Source organism: Microbacterium wangchenii, from assembly GCF_004564355.1.
GTDB lineage: Bacteria > Actinomycetota > Actinomycetes > Actinomycetales > Microbacteriaceae > Microbacterium > Microbacterium wangchenii.
On sequence record NZ_CP038266.1, the window covers coordinates 2,328,197 to 2,347,284 of the forward strand.

The 19,088-nt window shown below is 69.9% G+C and carries 14 protein-coding genes, 1 tRNA gene and 2 pseudogenes; 7 read left to right on the top strand and 10 right to left on the bottom strand.

What is annotated here, in order from left to right:
• Window positions 1-4: 4 nt before the first annotated feature.
• Both E4K62_RS11230 and E4K62_RS11235 read right to left on the bottom strand, forming a co-directional pair.
• A complete protein-coding gene (locus E4K62_RS11230) occupies window positions 5-1,813 on the bottom strand; it encodes a glycoside hydrolase family 2 protein (RefSeq protein ID WP_135067473.1) in 1,809 nt (602 codons plus the stop codon).
• A gap of 43 nt (window positions 1,814-1,856) precedes the next feature.
• Window positions 1,857-2,891: a LacI family DNA-binding transcriptional regulator gene (locus E4K62_RS11235; protein WP_135067475.1), complete on the bottom strand. Its 1,035-nt coding sequence runs from the start codon at window positions 2,889-2,891 to the stop codon at window positions 1,857-1,859.
• Window positions 2,892-3,011: 120 nt separating this feature from the next.
• Between E4K62_RS11235 and E4K62_RS11240 the strand changes: the two genes are divergently transcribed.
• From E4K62_RS11240 to E4K62_RS11260, 5 genes and pseudogenes are all read left to right on the top strand, one after another.
• Window positions 3,012-4,301 carry an ABC transporter substrate-binding protein gene (locus E4K62_RS11240; RefSeq protein ID WP_135067477.1) on the top strand — a complete coding sequence of 430 codons (1,290 nt, stop codon included), beginning with the start codon at window positions 3,012-3,014 and terminating at the stop codon, window positions 4,299-4,301.
• Window positions 4,302-4,303: 2 nt separating this feature from the next.
• The gene (locus tag E4K62_RS11245; protein WP_135067479.1) at window positions 4,304-5,281 is read left to right on the top strand and encodes a carbohydrate ABC transporter permease; all 978 of its coding nucleotides are present in this window, start codon (window positions 4,304-4,306) and stop codon (window positions 5,279-5,281) included.
• The gene (locus E4K62_RS11250; RefSeq protein ID WP_205805751.1) at window positions 5,278-6,111 is read left to right on the top strand and encodes a carbohydrate ABC transporter permease; all 834 of its coding nucleotides are present in this window, start codon (window positions 5,278-5,280) and stop codon (window positions 6,109-6,111) included. Before E4K62_RS11245 ends, E4K62_RS11250 begins: the two co-directional genes overlap by 4 nt.
• Window positions 6,112-6,180: 69 nt before the next feature.
• A tRNA-Leu gene (locus E4K62_RS11255) sits at window positions 6,181-6,262 on the top strand.
• 51 nt (window positions 6,263-6,313) lie between these two features.
• Window positions 6,314-7,053, top strand: a pseudogene (locus E4K62_RS11260) (DedA family protein); the annotation flags it as partial.
• 32 nt (window positions 7,054-7,085) lie between these two features.
• Here E4K62_RS11260 and ku read toward each other — a convergent pair.
• Window positions 7,086-8,076 (bottom strand): annotated as a pseudogene (gene ku, locus E4K62_RS11265) (non-homologous end joining protein Ku).
• A 67-nt stretch (window positions 8,077-8,143) separates the two neighbouring features.
• On the opposite strand from ku, the gene E4K62_RS11270 reads away from it, so the two are divergent.
• On the top strand, window positions 8,144-10,729 hold the full coding sequence (locus E4K62_RS11270; protein WP_135067481.1) for an ATP-dependent DNA ligase: 2,586 nt from the start codon (window positions 8,144-8,146) through the stop codon (window positions 10,727-10,729).
• A gap of 3 nt (window positions 10,730-10,732) precedes the next feature.
• Here the strand turns inward: E4K62_RS11270 and E4K62_RS11275 are convergent, their stop codons facing one another.
• From E4K62_RS11275 to murI, 4 genes are all read right to left on the bottom strand, one after another.
• Window positions 10,733-11,647 carry a cation diffusion facilitator family transporter gene (locus E4K62_RS11275; RefSeq protein WP_135067482.1) on the bottom strand — a complete coding sequence of 305 codons (915 nt, stop codon included), beginning with the start codon at window positions 11,645-11,647 and terminating at the stop codon, window positions 10,733-10,735.
• Between the two features lie 77 nt (window positions 11,648-11,724).
• A complete protein-coding gene (gene rdgB, locus E4K62_RS11280) occupies window positions 11,725-12,324 on the bottom strand; it encodes an RdgB/HAM1 family non-canonical purine NTP pyrophosphatase (RefSeq protein WP_135067483.1) in 600 nt (199 codons plus the stop codon).
• Window positions 12,325-12,327: 3 nt separating this feature from the next.
• Complete coding sequence (rph, locus tag E4K62_RS11285; protein WP_135067484.1) at window positions 12,328-13,062, bottom strand: ribonuclease PH; 735 nt, start codon at window positions 13,060-13,062, stop codon at window positions 12,328-12,330.
• Between the two features lie 78 nt (window positions 13,063-13,140).
• Complete coding sequence (murI, locus tag E4K62_RS11290) at window positions 13,141-13,959, bottom strand: glutamate racemase (RefSeq protein ID WP_135067485.1); 819 nt, start codon at window positions 13,957-13,959, stop codon at window positions 13,141-13,143.
• A 57-nt stretch (window positions 13,960-14,016) separates the two neighbouring features.
• On the opposite strand from murI, the gene E4K62_RS11295 reads away from it, so the two are divergent.
• Window positions 14,017-15,360 carry a nicotinate phosphoribosyltransferase gene (locus tag E4K62_RS11295; RefSeq protein ID WP_135067486.1) on the top strand — a complete coding sequence of 448 codons (1,344 nt, stop codon included), beginning with the start codon at window positions 14,017-14,019 and terminating at the stop codon, window positions 15,358-15,360.
• Here the strand turns inward: E4K62_RS11295 and E4K62_RS11300 are convergent.
• The 3 genes from E4K62_RS11300 to E4K62_RS11310 are packed head-to-tail and all read right to left on the bottom strand — an operon-like array spanning window position 15,351 to window position 18,906.
• Window positions 15,351-15,617, bottom strand: coding sequence for a DUF3039 domain-containing protein (locus E4K62_RS11300; protein WP_135067488.1), 267 nt, complete (start codon window positions 15,615-15,617; stop codon window positions 15,351-15,353). The genes E4K62_RS11295 and E4K62_RS11300 overlap by 10 nt on opposite strands.
• Before the next feature lie 35 nt (window positions 15,618-15,652).
• A complete protein-coding gene (locus tag E4K62_RS11305) occupies window positions 15,653-17,176 on the bottom strand; it encodes a hypothetical protein (protein WP_240742672.1) in 1,524 nt (507 codons plus the stop codon).
• 11 nt (window positions 17,177-17,187) lie between these two features.
• Window positions 17,188-18,906, bottom strand: a complete 1,719-nt coding sequence (locus E4K62_RS11310) for an ABC transporter ATP-binding protein (protein WP_135067493.1) — start codon at window positions 18,904-18,906, stop codon at window positions 17,188-17,190.
• Between the last annotated feature and the right edge of the window lie 182 nt (window positions 18,907-19,088).

Sequence of the window (19,088 nt, forward strand, 5' to 3'; positions counted from 1 at the left end):
GGGATCAACCGCGGCGGCCGGTGACGATCTCACGGATGCGCGCGGCGGCGAACTTCGGCTCCCTGTCCGCCGTCAGCAGGCCGTTCGTCTCCTGCAGCGTGTCGGTGAGCTGCGTGTAGCAGAACCCCGCGAGCACTCCGCTGGCGTGGACCCCGGCGAAGATCGCGCCCATCCGTTCGGCGAGGTCGTCCGGCGACGATGCGGTGGAGTACCCCCACGCGCCCGCCTGCTGCGACGTGTCATACGAGACTCCACCGAATTCGGTCAGCATCACGGGCTTGTCGTCGACGTCGCCGGCGAGGACCAGGCGGCGCCCCGCGGGCCCGAGGGTTCCGAGCATCCGATCGATTGCCGGTCGATCCGCGTAACGGGCGGCGATGACGTCGGCCTGCCACTCGTAGTCGTGGATGGCGATGATGTCGGTGTCGACCTGCTCCCAGCCGTCGTTGCTCACGACGGGCCGGGTCGGGTCGATCGCCCGGGTCAGGGCGGCGATACTGCGGGCGAACTCGACCATCTGCGGGTCGTGCCGTATCTCCTGCACGCCCCAGCTCTCGTTGAGCGGAACCCACGCGACGATCGAGGGATGGGAGTAATCGCGTTCGAGCGCCGCGATCCACTCGCTGATCGTGCGCTGAACTGCGGTCGGCCCGAACGCGAATGCCGCGGGCGCCTCCCCCCAGACGACGAGACCGAGACGGTCGGCCCAGTAGAGGAAGCGAGGATCCTCGAACTTCTGGTGGATGCGGGCAGCGTTGAACCCGAGCTCCTTGATGAGCTCCACCTCTCGGCGCAGCGCATCGGCGCCCGGCGCGGCGAGGTGCGACTGCGGCCAGTACCCCTGGCTGAGCACCGAGCGCAGGTAGTACGGGCTGCCGTTGAGCAAGAACCTGCCACGGTCGACTTCCACACTGCGCAGCCCGAGGTAGGAGCTCACCTGGTCGGCGCCGGCATGGACGACGGCGTCGAGGAGGTGAGGTCGTTCCGGACTCCAGAGCAGATCGTGATAGCCCTGCCCGTTGGCGATCGCGGCAACGGGGAGAGCGACGGTGATCTCGCGCTCCGTGGCGGTCGTCGTGACCGTGGCCAGGGGTGTGCCGTCGCTGACCAGCTCGATGCTGATGGGTGTCGGCGTCGACGGACGGTCGTTCAGCACGATGCGGGCGGTGACGGTGGCGGCGGTGAAATCCGACCGCCAGTGCAGGGTCTGAACGAAGATGCTCGGGACGGATTCCAACCACACCGGCTGCCAGATTCCACTGGTGCGGTGGTAGTAGATGGCGTGCGGATCGTCCTGCCAGTCCTGCTTGCCCCGCGGCTGCGTGACGTCCCTCGGGTCGTCTTCGACGCGGACCACGAGCAGCTGAGACGCGCGGGAGTCGTCGACAGCGCTGCTGATGTCGATCCCGAACGGGGTCTGCCCGCCCTCGTGGCTGCCCACCAGCTCGCCGTTCAGCCACACCGAGCAGCGGTAATCAACCGCTCCGAACTGCAGGAGCAGCCGCCGGCCGTCCCCGTGACCGGCGGCCGCGATCTCCTGTGCCGACACCTCGCGCCGGTACCAGAAGATCCTTCGCGGCTCGGTCACTCCCACCCCGGATGCGGTGGACTCGGGGGGGAACGGCACCACGATGTCGAGATCGAACGCGGGCTCGCGATGCCAGCCGAGCCCTACACCGAGATCGTCCTCGTCGAAAGCGAACCCCCATGTCCCGCTCAGGTCGGTCCAGGATCCACGGACCAACTGCGGTCGGGGGTAGCTGCCGCCGTCTGTGCGGGCCAGGGAAACCGGCAGGACATCGTTTTGACGCATGCGACGAATCGTAGCCGCATGATGTGTAGCGCTGCAAAGACGCTCATTCGCCACCGGCGGCCGGCGGCGGGGAGCTTTCCCGCCGCACGATCGAATGGGAGGTGACGACGTGGCGTCCAGCCCCGGCGTACCCATCGATCCGCTCGGCGAGCAGGCCGAACGCGGTCGAGGCCAGCGTCGCCAGATTCGGGCTCACGGTGGTGAGGCCGGGAAAGGCGAGCGCACTGGCCCACGTGTTGTCCCACCCGGTGATGGCCAGATCTGCGGGGATCCGCAGCCCGCGTTCCTGAGCGGCACGGATCGCACCGAAGGCGACCAGGTCGTCTCGGCACACCAGCGCGTCGGCGTCCAGACCCCGGTCCAGAGCACGGCCGATGGGCAGGTGGGCGGAGGGCACGGTGCCCACGGGAGCCGCGTCGAACGCGACGAGTCGCGCCGGGTCGACGCCGAGCCCCGCCGCCTGGAGCGCCTCCTGGTAGCCGAGCAGACGCTGCCGCGAGGTCTCGCTGAGCGCGGTCTCCTCATGACCGACGAACGCGATCCGCCGGCACCCCGCGGCGATCAAGTCAGCCGTGATCTCGCGGGCCGCCGCGACGTTGTCGATCATCACATGGTCGAGGGTGAGCGGAGCCGACGCCTCCCCCAGCAGGACCAGGGGAACGTCGGTGCGAGTACGGGCGAGCTCGCGCTGCGAGATGGCGGAGGGCTGCAGGAGGATGCCGTCGACCAGGCTGGAGTCCAGGTCCGTCAGCAGTTCGCGCTCCGCCTCCAGGGAGGCCCCGGTCTCCTCGAACAGCACGCGGTACCCGGCCCGTTCGGCCACGCGCGACATCATCTGTCCCAGCTCCGCGAAGTACGGATTCGTGATCTGCATGAACGCCAGCGCGATGAACCCGGTCCTGCCGGTGGCCAGCTGCCGGGCGACCCGATTGGGGCGATAGCCGAGCTCGTCGATCGCCGTCTGGACCTTGTGGCGCATCTTCGCCGACACGTGCGGTCGGTCCCGCACGACGTTCGACACCGTCGAGACCGATACCCCCGCCTTATCCGCGACGTCCTGCAGCCGTAGCCCACGCATTCGGACTCCTCCCCTAGGTGCTGAATTCTAGCGCCCGCCTTGACAGCAGTTTGTAGCGCTCTAAACTCACCGGTGTGACGTGGTCGCGGATCCCCCGGGCCGACCTTCAAAGGAGAAGCAATGAAGTTCACGAGAGGACACGTGACGGCCGTCGCCGCAGTGACCGTCCTGGCGTTCGCGCTCTCGTCGTGCAGCGGGCAGTCCGCCGGCACCGGCGCGGAAGTGACCGTCAGCGGAGACAGCTATGACGGTCCCGATGTCGCGCTGACGGTCTGGAATCCCTTCACCGGCGCGGACGGGCCGCACTTCCAGACGATGGTGGACGAGTTCAACGAGTCGCAGGAGTCGATCACGGTCACGGCGACCTCGATGCCCGGCAGCGATCTGTACGGGAAGATCGGGACGGCGATCAGGGCCGACAAGGGACCGGATGTCGCCGTGATCCATGTCCAGAACGTGGCTTCGCAGGTCGCGCAGGGAAATCTGCTCGCGATCGACAACGTCGTCGAAGCCCTCGACCTGACCGGCGATGACTTCGCGGAGAACGTGTGGGACGCGGCTGAGTACGACGATCGCCGATACTCGATCCCGCTCGATCAGCACATGTACGGGCTCTTCATCAACAAGGAGGTTTACGCCGAGGCGGGGCTTGACCCCGTTGCACCCACCGACAAGGACGAGTTGATCGCACAGCTCGATGCGTTCAAGGCCGCCGGCATCCAGGGATTCTGGCAACCCACCTCAGACGAGTGGGGCTTCCGCACGTTCCTCTCCCAGTTCGGGGGCAGCGAGTTCAGCGAGGACGGCACCGAAGCGACGTTCAACTCCGCCGCCGGCGTCGAGGCGCTCGCCTGGCAGCGGTCCCTGATCGACGACGGGTACAGCCCGGAGAACGTGGACGACCCGTGGAAGGCCTTCCTCGCGGGCGAGAACGCGATGGGCCTGTTCGGCATCTGGCACCTCGGCGACCCTGCCCTGGCCGAGGTGGATTTCATGGCCGCGGAGGTCCCGCAGGTCGGCGACCAGCCGGGCGTCTGGGGCAGCTCGCATCAGCTCACCATCACCACGCAGGCGGAGGGTGACGAGAACAAGACGGCGGCCGCGGCGTACTTCGTGAACTATCTGTCGCAGAACTCCCTCGAGTGGGCGCACGCGAATCAGGTTCCGGCGCGCAAGAGCGTCCGCGAGAGCGCCGAGCAGGAGTTGACGCTGCTGCAGCCGTTCGCCGCGCAGATCGAGCACATCGCGTTCAACCCGCTCTACCCGGGGCTGGAGAGCTCACTGACCCCGCTGACGGACGCGATCAACGAGGTGATGACCTCGGGCGCCGACCCGCAGGAGGCGCTCGACAAAGCGGCGGAGCAGACGAACGCCATCATCAAGGACAACAGGCAGAAGTACGGCTACTGACCATGGCATCCGTCCTGCCCGTGGTGGGGGCGCGCGAGTCCGAACTCGTGAGCCCCCGACGCGGGGACACCGGCAGGTCCCCGCGCCCCATCCGACGGTTCGCCTGGTACACGCCCTGGCTGTTCCTCGCCCCGTTCCTGGTGTTCTTCGGGTTGTTCGTCGCGTTCCCCTCCGTCTTCGGGGTGTGGATCAGCCTCCACAACTACGACTACAACTTCCCGGTACAGCCCTGGGTCGGGCTGCAGAACTACATCGACCTGTTCACGCCCGGCACGCGTGATTTCGACGGATGGTGGCAGTCACTCGGCAACACGGGCCTCTTCGTGCTGATCAGCGTGGTTCCGCTGGTCGTTCTGCCGCTCCTGGTCGCCCTCGCACTGAACCGGAGGTTCCGGGGGCGCACGGTCTATCGCGCGATCTTCTTCGCCCCGTACGTGCTCTCAGTGTCGGTGATCGGACTTCTCTGGCGGTACCTGCTGGACGCTCAGTTCGGCCCCGTGAACGCGATTCTCAAGGCGCTGGGATTGCCGGCGGTGTCGTGGTTGCAGACACAGCCCGGGGCGTGGGTGTCGATCCTCGTCGCCACGGTGTGGTGGACGCTCGGTTTCAACACGATCGTCTTCCTTGCGGGGCTGCAGAACATCCCCGCGGACCAGTACGAAGCGGCAGCGCTGGACGGAGCCAACTCCCGGCAGGTCTTCCGCTTCATCACGCTCCCCGGCCTCCGCACGGTCACGGCGCTCATCATCGTCCTGACCGTCCTGGCATCGGCGAACCTGTTCGGACAGCCCTACATCATGACCCTCGGCGGTCCATCGAACTCGACGCGCACCGCGATCATGTACATCGCCGAGTCCGGACTCACTCAGTCGCGTATGGGGGTCGCATCCGCGATGGGCTACCTCCTCGGAATCATCCTGGTGGTCGTCAGCATGATCAATTTCTGGCTCACCTCGGGCCGCGGAAGGAAAGACTCGTGAGATCCACGCCGCGCCTCGCGAACGTCGTGTCCTATATCGGTCTGACCCTTCTCGCGCTCGCCATCGTGCTGCCGCTGCTGTCGTTGCTGTCGGCATCGTTCAAATCGCCGTTCGAAGTCCAGACCAACGCGTCGCTGATCCCGGAAGACCCCACCTTCGCGGCGTACCTGCCCCTGCTGTCCTTCGACGGGCCGACACCGGTGCTGCGATGGTTCATGAACAGCGTGATCGTCTCCACGACGTCGGCAGTGCTCTCCGTCGTGTTCGCCGCACTGGCCGCCTTCGCCCTCACCCGAATGCGGTTCCGCGGGCGCGGGCTCGTCTTCGGCGTCCTGGTCGCCACCCTCTTCGTTCCCGGCTTCGTCTTCCTGATCCCCAACTTCGTCACCGTCGACCGTCTCGGACTGCTCGACTCGCTGCCGGCGCTCATCCTGCCGTCCCTCGGCGGGGCGTTCGGGGTGATCTTCCTCAGCGGGTTCTTCGCCGGCCTGCCCAAGGAGCTGGAGGAGGCGGCATCCATCGACGGAGCCAACCAGTGGCGCATCTTCATCTCGGTGATGCTGCCGCAGGCGCAGGGCGCTCTGTCCACCCTGCTCGTCCTGAGCTTCCTCGGCGCGTGGAATGATCTCCTCTGGCCGACGTACGTGATCTTCGACACCAACAACCTGACCCTCACCGCCGGCCTCCCGCTGCTGCAGTCCGCGCATCTGGGGAACCTGCCCGCAGCCATGGCCGGATCCGTCATCTCCGCGGTCCCCGTGCTGGTCGTCTTCGTCCTCGCCCAGCGGAAGATCGTGGAGAGCGTCGCCAACGTGGGACTGAAGGGGTAACCACCCGGTTCGACGGTCGGGTTATCCCCCCTGTGGGTGTCACAGGGCTCGCCTAGACTGAACCCACTCGCGGGAGTGGTGGAATTGGCAGACACGCAGGATTTAGGTTCCTGTGCCTCCGGGCGTGTGGGTTCAAGTCCCACCTTCCGCACGGGGACGCTCTGTACCCGCCCTCTCCGCCGACCGAACGACGGGACATTCCGTGATCACGCACGCCGCGCTCATCCCCTGGCTCGACCCAGAGACGATCATCACGGCCGCAGGGCCGTGGGCGCTGCTGGTGGTGTGCCTCATCATCTTCGCCGAGACCGGACTGCTGGTCGGATTCCTCCTCCCCGGCGACACACTCCTGATCATGGCGGGGCTGCTCTCGCACCCCTCGGCGGTCGCGCCCCACGGTGTCTTCGGCATCAACGTGTGGTTCGTGGGGCTCCTGATCGGCCTTGCCGCCTTCGTCGGTGGTGAGGTCGGCTACCTGATCGGACACAAGGCCGGCCCGGCGATCTTCGAACGCAAGGAATCCGGACTGTTCAGCGTCAAGAACGTCGAGCGCACGAACGCCTTCTTCGAGCGGTTCGGCGGGCTCACCGTCATCCTCGCCCGCTTCGTCCCGATCGTGCGCACCTTCGCGCCGATCGCGGCGGGGGTGGGCACATGAACAAGTGGAAGTACACCCTCTACAACCTCATCGGCGCGCTCATCTGGGGTTTCGGGCTGACGGTGCTCGGCTACGGCATCGGACTGATCCCCGGTGTGGGCGATTTCGTCGCGGAGTACATCGACGTCATCCTGCTCGTCGCCGTCGTCGGCACGGTCGGGTTCGTCGCGTTCCACTACTTCCGCGAGCGCGCCGCCGCCAAGCGGGCCCCGCACGGCGGCGATCCCGAGACGGATGCCGCCGAGGCGCGCTCCCTCGCCCTCGACACCGACACGTTCGAGCAGCCGCACTCCCCCGACGCCCGAAGGGCTGAGCGTCAGGAGGCCTTCGCGGTCTTCTTCTTCGCCGGAGTCTTAGCCGTCGAGCTCTTCGACGCCGAGTTCTTCGACGCCGAGCTCTTGGACGTCGAGGACTTCGACGCGGGCTTGCTCTTGGCCGTCGACGTCTTGCCGGAGGACGCGGACGAATCGGATGCGGCCGAGCCCGACTTCTTCGACGCCGACTCCCCCTTGCCGTCCCGAGCCGCCCGGCTGCGCTCCACGCTCGCGCGCAGGGCCTCCATGAGGTCGATGACCTCGCCGCCGGAGTCCGCTTCCTCCTCCTCGCCGAAGGTGGCGGCAGTGTCCAGCGCGTCGCCCTGCTCGAGCTTGGCGTCGATGAGGGTGCGCAGCTCGGCCTGGTACTCGTCGGTGAACTCCTCCGCGTCGAAGTCCTTCGCGAAGCTGTCCACCAGCGCCGCCGACATCTCCAGTTCCTTCGACGAGATCCGCACGGATTCACCCAGCGATGGAAGGCGGCTTCGCGCACCTCGTCGGCCACAGGAGGGTCTGCAGCACGAGCACGTCGCCGCGCACGCGCAGCGCGGCCAGGCGCGTCTTCTGCCGCAGCGAGAACCGCACGATCGCGGTGCGGTCGGTCTCCTCCAGCGTGCGGCGCAGCAGCACGTACGCCTTGGGCGAGGCGGAGTCGGGCTCGAGGTAATAGGCCCGGTCGAGCGTGAGCGGATCGACCTGGTCGCTCGGCACGAACTCGACCACATCGATCTCGCGGCTGCGCTCGGAGGGCAGGGAGTCCAGATCCTCCTTCGTGAGCACGACCGTCCGCTCGCCGTCGTCGTAGGCGCGGTCGATGTCGGAGTACGGCACGACCTCGCCGTCGACCTCGCAGATGCGCTGATAGCGGATGCGTCCACCGTCTTTGTTGTGCACCTGATGCAGCGGCACGTCATGGTCCTCGGTCGCGGAGTACACCTTGACCGGCACGTTCACGAGCCCGAAGGTCAGCGCACCTTTCCAGATCGCCCTCATCCCACCAGTGAACACCTGTCACAGCAATCCCCGAAACCCCTTGCATCCGCGCCGCTACGGTGGTGCCATGGCGGCGGGTGAACAGACGGTGCGCATCGAGGGCCGGCGACTGCGCATCACCAACCTCGACAAGGTGCTCTACCCCGACACCGGCACCACCAAGGGCGAGGTCATCGCTTACTACACCCGCATCGCCCCCGTGCTCATCCCGCATGTGACGGGTCGACCGGTCACGCGAAAGCGCTGGCCCGATGGCGTCGGCACAGCGGATGACCCCGGCATGTCGTTCTTCGCCAAGGACCTGGAGGCCGGTGCGCCGTCGTGGGTGCAGCGCCGCCCCATCCCGCACTCCTCCGGACCCAAGGACTACCCGCTCGTGGGAGATGTGCCCACCCTCGTCTACCTCGCCCAGGTCGCCAGCCTCGAGCTCCACGTGCCGCAATGGCGGTTCGCCCCCGACGGCGAGCGCGGAAACCCCGACCGCCTCGTGCTCGACCTCGACCCCGGCCCCGGTGTGGGCCTCGCCGAGTGCGCCGAAGTGGCGCGACAGGCGCGCGCGATCCTCTCCGACATGGGCATGGAGCCCTACCCCGTCACCAGCGGCAGCAAGGGCATCCACCTGTACGCGCCGCTCCCCGGCGAGCAGTCCAGTGATGCCATCACGGCGTTCGCGAAGGAGCTGGCCCGCGCGATCGAGGCCGACTCCCCCGACCTCGTCGTCAGTCAGATGGCCAAGTCGGCCCGCCCGGGCAAGGTGTTCATCGACTGGAGCCAGAACAACGGCGCCAAGACGACCATCGCGCCCTTCTCGCTGCGCGGACGCGCCCACCCCACCGTCGCGGCGCCTCGCACGTGGGAGGAGCTCGACGACCCGGAGCTGCGTCACCTCCTGTTCTCCGAGGTGCTGGAGCGGGTGGAGGCCTCCGGCGACCCGATGGCCGCGCTGGGGTTCACCGCCGGCGCGCGCGCGACGGAAGACGGCCCGCTGGGTCAGTACATCGCCAAGCGCACCGCCGGCGCCACACCCGAGCCGGTGCCCGCGAACCCCGCCGGCGCCGCCGCATCCGAGGGCCTGCCGCGCTTCGTCATCCAGGAGCACCATGCCACCCGGCTGCACTGGGATCTGCGCCTGGAGCGCGACGGGGTGCTGGCCAGCTGGGCCGTCCCGAAAGGCGTGCCCTCCACCACCGCGCGCAACAACCTGGCGGTCCAGACCGAAGACCATCCCATGGAGTACGCGACGTTCGCCGGCACGATCCCGGCAGGTCAGTACGGCGCGGGCTCCATGACGATCTGGGACGAGGGCCGGTACGAGCTGGAGAAGTGGCGCGACGACGAGGTGATCTTCACCCTCGAGGGGCGCCCGGGAGGTCCGCTCGGGCGCGTGCGCCTCGCCCTCATCCGCACCGACGGGAGCGGTGAGAAGTCGACGTGGCTCCTGCACCGCATGAAGACGGATGCGGCGGGCCATCCGCAGGCCGACGGGGCGCCCGTCGTCCCCACCGATGCCGACGACGCCGCGCCTGCACCCGACCACCACGCGCCCGCGCCGGCAGCGGAGGAGGACGCCGATCCGTCCGCCGTCGACGCGGACGACGCCGGCCCGTCCCTCTCCGACCCCGCCGACGCCGCCCTCTCCGGCCCCGCCCACGCCGGCGCCAGGATCCCGCCGCGCGCCGAGCTGCGCCCGATGCTCGCCACGACCGCGACGCCGGGGATCGCGCGCCAGGCGGCGCGGCGCTGGTCGGGCGAGGACGACGCGTGGGTGGAGGCGAAGTGGGACGGCATCCGCGCGATCGGAGTGTGGGACGGGCAGCGGTTGCACCTGCGCGCCCGCAGCGGCAACGACGTCACCGCGAAATACCCCGAGCTGACGACCGTCGACCTGGGGCTGGGCCCCGAACCGGCGGTCCTGGACGGCGAGATCGTCGCCCTGGACGGGCAGGGGCGGCCGAGTTTCCCGCTCCTGCAGACCCGGATGAACCTGGAGAAGCCGCGCGAGATCGCGCGCGAAACACCGCGCACCCCGGTGAAGCTCTTCCTCTTCGACGTTCTCGCGCTCGGCGGACGCGACCTGGCGCCCCGCCCGCTTCGCGAGCGTCGCCGCGCGTTGGAGAAGCTTGCGACCGCGGCATCCGGGCCGCTCGTACTCCCTCCCGTATTCGACGACGTCGATGCGGCACTCGCGGCCAGTCGCAGTCTCGGCCTGGAGGGCATCGTCGTGAAAGACCCCGCGTCGCCGTACCGCCGCGGGGAGCGCACGGAGCAGTGGCTCAAGGTCAAGCTCACGCGCACGCAGGAGGTCGTCATCGGCGGCGTCCGTCCGGGCAAAGGCGGGCGCAGCGGCACGATCGGTTCGCTTCTGCTGGGGGTGCCCGGCGACGACGGATTGCACTACGCCGGCCGCGTCGGGTCGGGCTTCAGCGAGGCCACGCTCGCGCAGCTGGAGGCTCGGCTGACTCCGCTGCGCACCGACGAGAACCCGTTCGTCGACGTCCCGCGCCCCGACGCCAGCGACGCACTGTGGGTGCGGCCCGACCTGGTGGGCGAGGTGGAGTTCGCCGAGTTCACCCCGGGCGGCATCCTGCGTCACGCCCGCTGGCGGGGCCTGCGGCCCGACAAGACCCCGGATGAGGTGGTCAGGGAGTCGTGAGCCTCACGCGTGGCGCGCGTCGTCGTGCTCGACGTGCCCGGCCGGCTCGAGCTGGAACGTGGAGTGCGCGACGTCGAAGTGGTCCGACAGGCAGCCCTGCAATGACGACAGGACGCGTCCGGACCCTTGGCTGCGCAGGCAGTCCTCGTCGACGACGACGTGCGCACTGAATACGGGTGCACCCCGCGTGAGCTGCCACACGTGCACGTCATGCACTCCGACGACGCCGGGGGTGCCGAGGATGTGGTCGCGGATCTCCTGCACGTGCATGCCCTCGGGCGTGGACTCCCACAGCACCGATCCGACTTCGCGGAGCAGCCCCACCGCACGGGGGACGATCATGGCGGCGATCAGCAGCGAGGCCACGGCATCCGCCGGCGCCCATCCGGTCACCACGATCACGATGGCCGCGACGATGACGGCCGCCGAGCCGAGCAGGTCTCCGAGCACCTCGAGGTAGGCGCCGCGCACGTTGATGCTGTGCCGCTGCGCGCTGCTGAGCAGCCACATCGAGACGGCGTTGGCGATGAGCCCCGCCACCGCGACGGCGAGCATGAGGCCGCCCACGATCTCGGCCTCGCCCGGATCGACGAGCCGCAGGATCGCCTCGATCGCGACCCACGCCGACAGGGCGAGCAGGATCACCCCGTTGACGAGGGCACCGAACACCTCCGCGCGGCGGTAGCCGAAGGTGCGCCGGTCGTTCGCCGGCCGGGCGGCGAGCGTGCTGGCCACGAGGGCGATCACGAGCGCTGCGGCGTCGGTGAACATGTGGGCGGCGTCGGCGAGCAGGGCGAGCGAGCCGGACAGGGCGGCGCCGACGATCTGCACGACCATGACGACGGTCGTGATCGCGAGCGAGATCGCCAGCAGGCGGCGATTGCTCGCCCCGCGGATCCCGGGCGCGTGATCGTGCATGCTCCCAGGCTAGAACGGGGGCGCGGGCCGCGCGCCGCTTTCGCCCAGTCGGGAACGAGAACGATTCTCGGTCGCGGTCAGATGCGCTCCAGCAGCGGCACGAGCGCCGCGAAGGCCCGCGCACGGTGCGACACCGCGTTCTTCTCCGCGGCCGACCACTCCCCGACCGTGCGCTCGGCGCCGGGCTCCTGCCCGTCCGGGATGAAGATGGGGTCGTAGCCGAATCCCCCCTCGCCGGATGCCGCCGTGGCAAGACGCCCGGACCACCGGCCCTCGACGGTGTCTTCGCCGCCCCCGGGCCGCACGAGCGCGATCGTGGAGACGAAGTGCGCCGTGCGGTGCGGGTCGGCGACGTCGGAGAGCTGGTCGAGCAGGAGCGTCAGGTTGGCCGCGGCATCCTTCGCGTGCCCCGCCCAGTACGCCGAGAAGACGCCGGGCGAGCCGCCCAGCACGTCCACGCACAGGCCGGAGTCATCCGCAAGCGCCGGGAGCCCCGTGTGGGCGGCTGCGGCACGCGCCTTGATGAGCGCGTTCTGCGCAAAGGTCACGCCGTCTTCGACGGGCTCCGGCCCGTCGTAGCCGATGACTTCGAGGTCGGGGCGCACGGCGGTGACGATGGCCCGGAACTCCTCCACCTTGTGGGCGTTGTGCGTGGCGAGGACGACCTGTCCGGCCATCGCTCAGCCCGCCAGGGCGGCGGCCTGGGCGTCACGCAGGCCGGCGCATCCGGCCACGCCCAGCTCGAGCAGCCGGTCGAGCTCGCGCTTGTCGAACGGCGCTCCCTCCGCGGTGCCCTGCACCTCGACGAAGAGCCCGCGCCCGGTGACCACGACGTTCATGTCGGTCTCGGCACGCACGTCCTCCACGTACGCGAGGTCGAGCATCGGGGTGCCGTCGATGATGCCCACCGACACGGCGGCGACGGAGTCGTGCAGCACTTCGGAGCGCTGGGCGATGAACTTGCGCTCCTTGCCCCACGCGATCGCGTCCGCCAGCGCGACGTACGCGCCGGTGATCGCGGCGGTGCGGGTGCCACCGTCGGCCTGCAGCACGTCGCAGTCCAGCACGATCGTGTTCTCACCGAGCGCCTTGGTGTCCACGACGGCGCGGAGAGCGCGTCCGATCAGGCGCGAGATCTCGTGCGTGCGTCCCCCGACGCGGCCCTTGATGCTCTCGCGGTCGTTGCGGTCGTTCGTCGCACGCGGAAGCATCGCATATTCGGCGGTGACCCATCCCTTGCCCTTGCCGGTGAGCCAGCGCGGCACGCCGTTCGTGAACGAGGCGGTGCACAGCACGCGCGTTCCGCCGAAGCTGATGAGCGCGGAGCCCTCGGCGTGGCTGGACCAGTTCCGCTCGATCGTGACGGGACGCAGCTGGTCGACGGCGCGGCCGTCTGCGCGGGTGATGTCGGTCATGGGATGCCTTTCATTCGGGTGTCTCCCTCTTCTGCGGGCGTTCGGGTCGATCTCCCGCAGCGGAGGGAAGGGTGCGCCTCAGCGCGGAATCTCGATCGCGCCGGTCTGCACGAGTTGCACGTCGCGCACCTCGCGGCCCATCAGGCGGTGCGCGAGGCGGACGAAGTCGTCGACCGAGGCTCCGGTCGCCTCGTACACGTGGGATGCCACGGCGTCCGCTCCGGCGAGCAGGTCGCGGCCCACCAGCTGGCGATAGACGTCCTTGGCGGTCTCGGTGTCGCTGGAGACCAGGCTCACGTCCGGACCCATGACGTAGCTGATCGCCCCCTCCAGGAACGGGTAGTGCGTGCAGCCGAGCACGAGCGTGTCCACGCCGGCGTGGCGCAGCGGCGCGAGGTACTCCTCGGCGACGGCCAGCACTTCGGGTGAATCGGTGACGCCGGCTTCGACGAACTCCACGAAGCGCGGGCAGGCCTGGGCGAACACGGTGAGACGCTCGTTGACCTCGAGCATGTCCTGGTAGGCGCCGGATGAGATCGTGCCCTCCGTGCCGATGACGCCGATGCGGCCGTTGCGCGTGGTCGACATCGCCGTCCGCACGGCGGGGCCGATCACTTCCACCACGGGCACGTCGTAGCGCTCGCGTGCGTCGCGCAGCATCGCCGACGACGCCGTGTTGCACGCGATGACGAGCATCTTCACGCCCTGCTCGACGAGGGAATCCAGCACCTCGAGGGAGTACCGGCGCACGTCGGCGATGGGCTTGGGCCCGTACGGGGAGCGCGCGGTGTCACCCACGTAGAGGAGGGATTCGCGGGGCAGCAGGGCCGAGACCGCACGTGCGACGGTGAGTCCACCGACCCCCGAGTCGAAGATCCCGATGGGCGCGTTATCCACGAGAAACCACCCTACCCGCGTGCGCCTGGGCGCCGGATCCGTGGATAGGGTGACGGCATGACCGCGAGCTCCGCCCTGCACACCGACCGGTACGAGCTGACGATGCTGGACGCCGCCCTGCGCGACGGCACCGCGCAGCGCCGGTGCGTCTTCGAGGTGTTCGGCCGGCGCCTTCCCGGTGCCCGCCGCTTCGGCGTGGTGGCCGGCACCGGCCGCCTCCTCACGCTGCTCCGCGACTTCCGCTTCGGCGACGACGAACTGCGGTTCCTCCGCGACGAGAAGATCGTCGATGCCGAGACGCTCGACTATCTCGCCGGTTACCGCTTCACCGGCACGCTGACCGGATACCGCGAAGGGGAGCTGTACTTCCCGGGCTCGCCGATCCTCACCGTGGAGGGCACGTTCGCGGAAGCGGTCGTGCTGGAGACGCTCGTCCTGTCGGTGCTCAACCACGACTCGGCCATCGCGTCGGCGGCGGCCCGCATGAGCGTGGCGGCCGGCGACCGCCCCCTCGCCGAGATGGGCTCCCGCCGCGCGGGTGAGGACTCCGCGATCGCCGCGGCGCGCGCCGCGTACATCGCCGGGTTCAACGCCACGAGCAACCTCGCCGCCGGCCGGCGGTGGGGCATCCCCACGATGGGGACGGCAGCCCACGCGTGGACGCTCCTGCACGACACCGAGGAGGACGCCTTCCGCTCGCAGATCGAGGCGCTCGGCACCGACACGACGCTGCTCGTGGACACCTTCGACATCCGCACCGGCGTGGAGACCGCCGTGCGCGTGGCCGGCACGGGCCTCGGCGGAGTCCGCATCGATTCCGGGGATCTGCCCACCGTCGCCGCCGACGTGCGCGCGCAGCTGGATTCCCTCGGCGCCACCGGCACCCGCATCACCGTCACGAGCGACCTGGACGAGTTCGCGATCGCCGCCCTCGCCGCCTCGCCCGTGGACTCCTACGGGGTCGGTACGTCGGTCGTCACCGGCTCAGGAAGCCCCACCGCCGGCATGGTCTTCAAGCTCGTCGCCCGCCAGGACGACGCCGGCGCGTGGATCGGCGTCGCGAAGGCCTCCACCGACAAGGCCTCGCGCGGGGGCCGGAAGGCCGCCTTCCGCACGCGGGAGGACGGCGTGGCCACGAGCGAACTCGTCGTCGTGTCCGACGGATACGAAGAGCTCGACGACGCCGCGGCTCACCCCGACGCCCGCGCCCTTCAGGTTCCGCTGGTCGTCCGGGGCGACATCGACGCGAGCGCCGAAGGCCCGGCCGGCGTCGCTGCGGCGCGCGCGCATCACCTGCGAGTGCGGGAGGAGCTGCCGGTGCGCGCGCTGGCGCTCAGCCGCTCCGATCCGGCGCTGCCGACGGTGTTCACCGAGGCGGCCGAGGTGACCGGTCAGGTCTGAAGCGACTCGTAGATCTCTTTGCACGTCGGGCAGACGGGGAACTTCTCCGGATCGCGGCCCGGCGTCCACTTCTTGCCGCACAACGCGCGCACCGGCTTGCCGGTGAGGGCGGACTCGAGGATCTTGTCCTTCTTGACGTAGTGCGAGAACCGCTCGTGGTCGCCCGGCTCGACGCTCTCTTCGCGGATGAGCTCTTCGAGCTCGCGGTCGAGGGTGGCGACTCCGCCCGGATCGGGCTGGTCCAGTGGCGTGCTCATGATATGCCAGTGTAGCGGCGCGCACGCGGGGTCGGTCAGGAGGCCTCCGCGAACTCCATGATGCGATCGCCCCGCCGCTCGAAGACGACGGCCCCGATCGCGACGCCCACGACCAGGACGAGCGCTCCCGTCACCAGCCCGCCCCACAGTGCAGCGGTGGCGTAGGAGAGGTCGCCTGTGACGGCGAGCCAGGCCCACCACAGCGCAGGCGCGCTCAGCACGATGGCACCGATCATCACAAGCGCCTGCGACATGGCGCCACGCGAATCCGTGCGCTGAGGCTGCTGGAACGGGCTGTCGCCGGGGTGGGAGACGGCGTACGGGGCTGCGGCGGACGCGATGCTGGACAGCCCCAGACCCGACAGGAACAGCGATGCGCTCACGCCGGCCAGCGCGGGCAGCACCGCCCACCGCCCGTGCAGCGCTGAGGCGACCGACACGGCGATCGACAGCAGCGGCAGCGCGATCAGCACGATCGGCACGAGCCGGCCGAGCCGGTCGGCGCGACCGCGCATGCCGCTGGCCAGGTGCATCCACACCGCGGTGGAGTCGTACGCGACGTCGTTGTGCGGCAGCCATCCGAAGAACAGGGCCATGATCGGCACGGGCACGAGAGCGGCGATCGGCAACGGCACGCCGGCGATCAGGAGGGGCACGACGGTGAGCACCGCCGCCACCGGCACGACCAGGATGTTCACGCGGTAGCGCCGGTCGCGCAGCCAGTACACGAGGCTGCGGGCCGCGACCGCGCCGCCCGGGGTGCCCGGCGCCACGGCGAACCAGCCCAGTCCCCCACGCTCGCGCACCGCGGCGGGGCGTTCCACGTGAGAGAGCATCCGCTGCACGAGCGCGACCCACAGGGCAGCCAGGGCCACCACCGTGGTGACCGCGATCGCCAGCAGCGCTGCGACTGCGCCTCCGGAGGCGGACGGCAGCGCCCACGCGGCTCCGAGGGGCGTCAGGGCGAACGCGTCGGCCGCCCCCCGCAGCTCGACGGGCACCGCGGCGCCCCACTCGAGGGATGCGAGGAACACTCCCACCGGGACGATCACCACGAGAACGGCGACGAGGAAGACGCCGGTCAGCTCTCTCGAGCGTCGTTCGCGCACCACGAGCGCGGCGACGGCTTCGCCGACGCGGGCAAGGAGGGTGCAGGTGAGCACGGCGAGCACGACGGATGCCGCGCCCAGCGCGAGCGAGGCGCCGTGAGAGTCCCACATCACCGCCGCGCACGCCGCCAGGGCGAGCACGACGGCGATGGGGACGCTGATCAGACCCGCGACGACCAGTCCCGCCGACAGGGGCCCCGGCGGCAGACCGAGCACCGCGAAACGCCGCGGGTCCAGGGGGTCGGCGGCGCCGAGCACGAGGGGTGCCACCGCGAAGCCGAGCGTGATCGCCGATCCGCCCAGCACCGTCACGACGCGCGCCTCCGCGGGGGTCGCGTCGCCGAGGCTCAGGATCGCGACGCATGCGACGGCCGTCGCGGCTGCCAGGAGGACCAGGCCCACGCTCAGTCGGATCACGTCACGGCGCTCGCCTCGCAGGAGGCCGAGCATCGAGGCCAGCCTCAGTCGGAGAAGGCGTGCAACCACTCCAGGCCCTCCACATCGCCCGCTCCGCCGGCCAGCTCGAGGAAGCGCTCCTGAAGGGTGCCGGCACCGCGCACCTCGTCAATCGTGCCCTCGGCGAGCACCTGGCCGGCCACGAGCACCGCGACGCGGCTGCAGACGCGCTCGACCAGCTCCATGCCGTGGCTGGAGAGGATCACGGTGCCGCCATGGGCGACGTAGGCCGAGAGGATGTCGAGGATGACCGCGCTGGAGACGGGATCCACCGATTCGAACGGCTCGTCCAGCACCAGCAGGCGCGGCGAGTGGATCATGGCCCCGGCCAGCATGACCTTCTTGGTCATGCCGGTGGAGTAGTCCGACACCGACCGCCCGAGCGCGTCGACGAGGTCGAACGCGCGCGCGAGGTCGACGATCCTGCTCTCCACGACCGCCGAGGGCAGGCCCCGCAGCACACCGTAGTAATACAGCAACTGCCGGCCGGTCAGACGGTCGAACGTGCGCAGCCGATCGGGCAGGACGCCCATGGCACGCTTGGCCTGCGTCGAACGAGTGCGCGCGTCGATGCCGTTGACGGTGATCGCGCCCTCGTCGGGGCGCAGGAGACCGGCGATCATCGACAGGGTCGTCGTCTTGCCCGCCCCGTTGGGCCCGACGATCCCGTAGAACGACCCGGCCGGAACGGTGAGGTCGATCCGGTAGACGGCCCGCGTGCCGCCGAAGGTCTTCGTCACGCCCTCAAGGGCGAGTGCGGGCACGGCGGCGTCGGCGCCGGTCTCCGGGGCGGGGTCCAGGGTGACCAGCAGGGTCTCCGACGCGTCCGTGTCGACGGCGGGCTCGCCCGGCACATCCGCGGTCAGAACCTGAGTCGGCGCGGGTTCTGACGCCGCCGGCGTCTCGGGCTCGGTCTCCCGGTCGGCCACGAGCTGTTCGAGCTCCACGACCGGATCGGGCTCCGGCTCGGCGACGGCAGGCTCGGCGACGGCAACCGGCGCGGGCTCGGCGACGGCGACCGGCTCCGGATCGAGGACCGCGTCCGGCTCCGGCTCCGATACGACGGCCACGGGCTCGGGCTCCACGGCGGCAGGCTCGGGCTCCACGGCGGGGGGCTCGGGCGCGGGGGCGACCGACGGGATGTCGGCCGCCGGCACGGACGGGACCGGCGGCAGTGGCGGACGCGGCGGGATGACCAGCCCATCCGGCACTGCCGGCGGTCCAGGTAGCGGGGGCGGCGGGCCCGGCAGCGGCGGGGGCGGACCGGGCAACGGCGGCGGGACCGCGCCGACCTTCGCACCCACCCCGCCGTCGACGACGGCGCGGGCGGCGGTGGAGCGCGGTCTGCTCGCAGCGGGCTTCTGCGCAGGCTTCTCCGCCGTGACCTTCTTCGCCGCCGGCTGCTGGGCTGCGGGCTTCTTGGCCGCGGCTTTCTTGGCCGCAGGAGCCTTGCCTGCAGGTTTCTTCACCGCCGGCTTCTTCGCGGCGGGCTTCTTGTCTGCAGCGGGCTTCGCGGCACTCGGCTTGGTCGCCGCCGTGGGGCTGATCGGCTGCTCCTCCGCGCCCGCGGCGGCAGGGGTCTCCGCTCTCTCCCGAGGCTCGGCGACCACCGCGACGGGGGGTGTCACGGCGGGGAACGGCGCGTTCTTCGAAGCCACCTCCGTGTCGATTTCCCCATCGACGTCCGGGGGCGAATCGTCAGGCAGCGGCAGCGAAGCTGTCATCGTCCCAAACTAGCAAGTCGAACCGACAGAGAGGCCTGGTGTTACCTGAGACCCGGGACTACACCATGCATCACGAATCGGCAACGGGTCGCGGTTATGATGTCTCTCTTCAGGCTTCCTCGCTACCATGAGGGGCGCACAACGGAGTGGCATTCCGGTTAACCGGACATGAACCAACCCCA

Bases quoted from the DNA above. Each gene is read 5' to 3' on its own strand.
- rdgB (WP_135067483.1), bottom strand. From the start codon at position 12,324: ATGGCCGGACAGGTCGTCCTCGCCACGCACAACGCCCACAAGGTGGAG.
- E4K62_RS11295 (WP_135067486.1), top strand. From the start codon at position 14,017: ATGACCGCGAGCTCCGCCCTGCACACCGACCGGTACGAGCTGACGATG.
- E4K62_RS11310 (WP_135067493.1), bottom strand. From the start codon at position 18,906: ATGACAGCTTCGCTGCCGCTGCCTGACGATTCGCCCCCGGACGTCGAT.
- E4K62_RS11270 (WP_135067481.1), top strand. From the start codon at position 8,144: ATGGCGGCGGGTGAACAGACGGTGCGCATCGAGGGCCGGCGACTGCGC.
- E4K62_RS11275 (WP_135067482.1), bottom strand. From the start codon at position 11,647: ATGCACGATCACGCGCCCGGGATCCGCGGGGCGAGCAATCGCCGCCTG.
- E4K62_RS11235 (WP_135067475.1), bottom strand. From the start codon at position 2,891: ATGCGTGGGCTACGGCTGCAGGACGTCGCGGATAAGGCGGGGGTATCG.
- E4K62_RS11245 (WP_135067479.1), top strand. From the start codon at position 4,304: ATGGCATCCGTCCTGCCCGTGGTGGGGGCGCGCGAGTCCGAACTCGTG.
- E4K62_RS11300 (WP_135067488.1), bottom strand. From the start codon at position 15,617: ATGAGCACGCCACTGGACCAGCCCGATCCGGGCGGAGTCGCCACCCTC.
- E4K62_RS11305 (WP_240742672.1), bottom strand. From the start codon at position 17,176: ATGCTCGGCCTCCTGCGAGGCGAGCGCCGTGACGTGATCCGACTGAGC.
- rph (WP_135067484.1), bottom strand. From the start codon at position 13,062: ATGACCGACATCACCCGCGCAGACGGCCGCGCCGTCGACCAGCTGCGT.
- E4K62_RS11240 (WP_135067477.1), top strand. From the start codon at position 3,012: ATGAAGTTCACGAGAGGACACGTGACGGCCGTCGCCGCAGTGACCGTC.
- E4K62_RS11230 (WP_135067473.1), bottom strand. From the start codon at position 1,813: ATGCGTCAAAACGATGTCCTGCCGGTTTCCCTGGCCCGCACAGACGGC.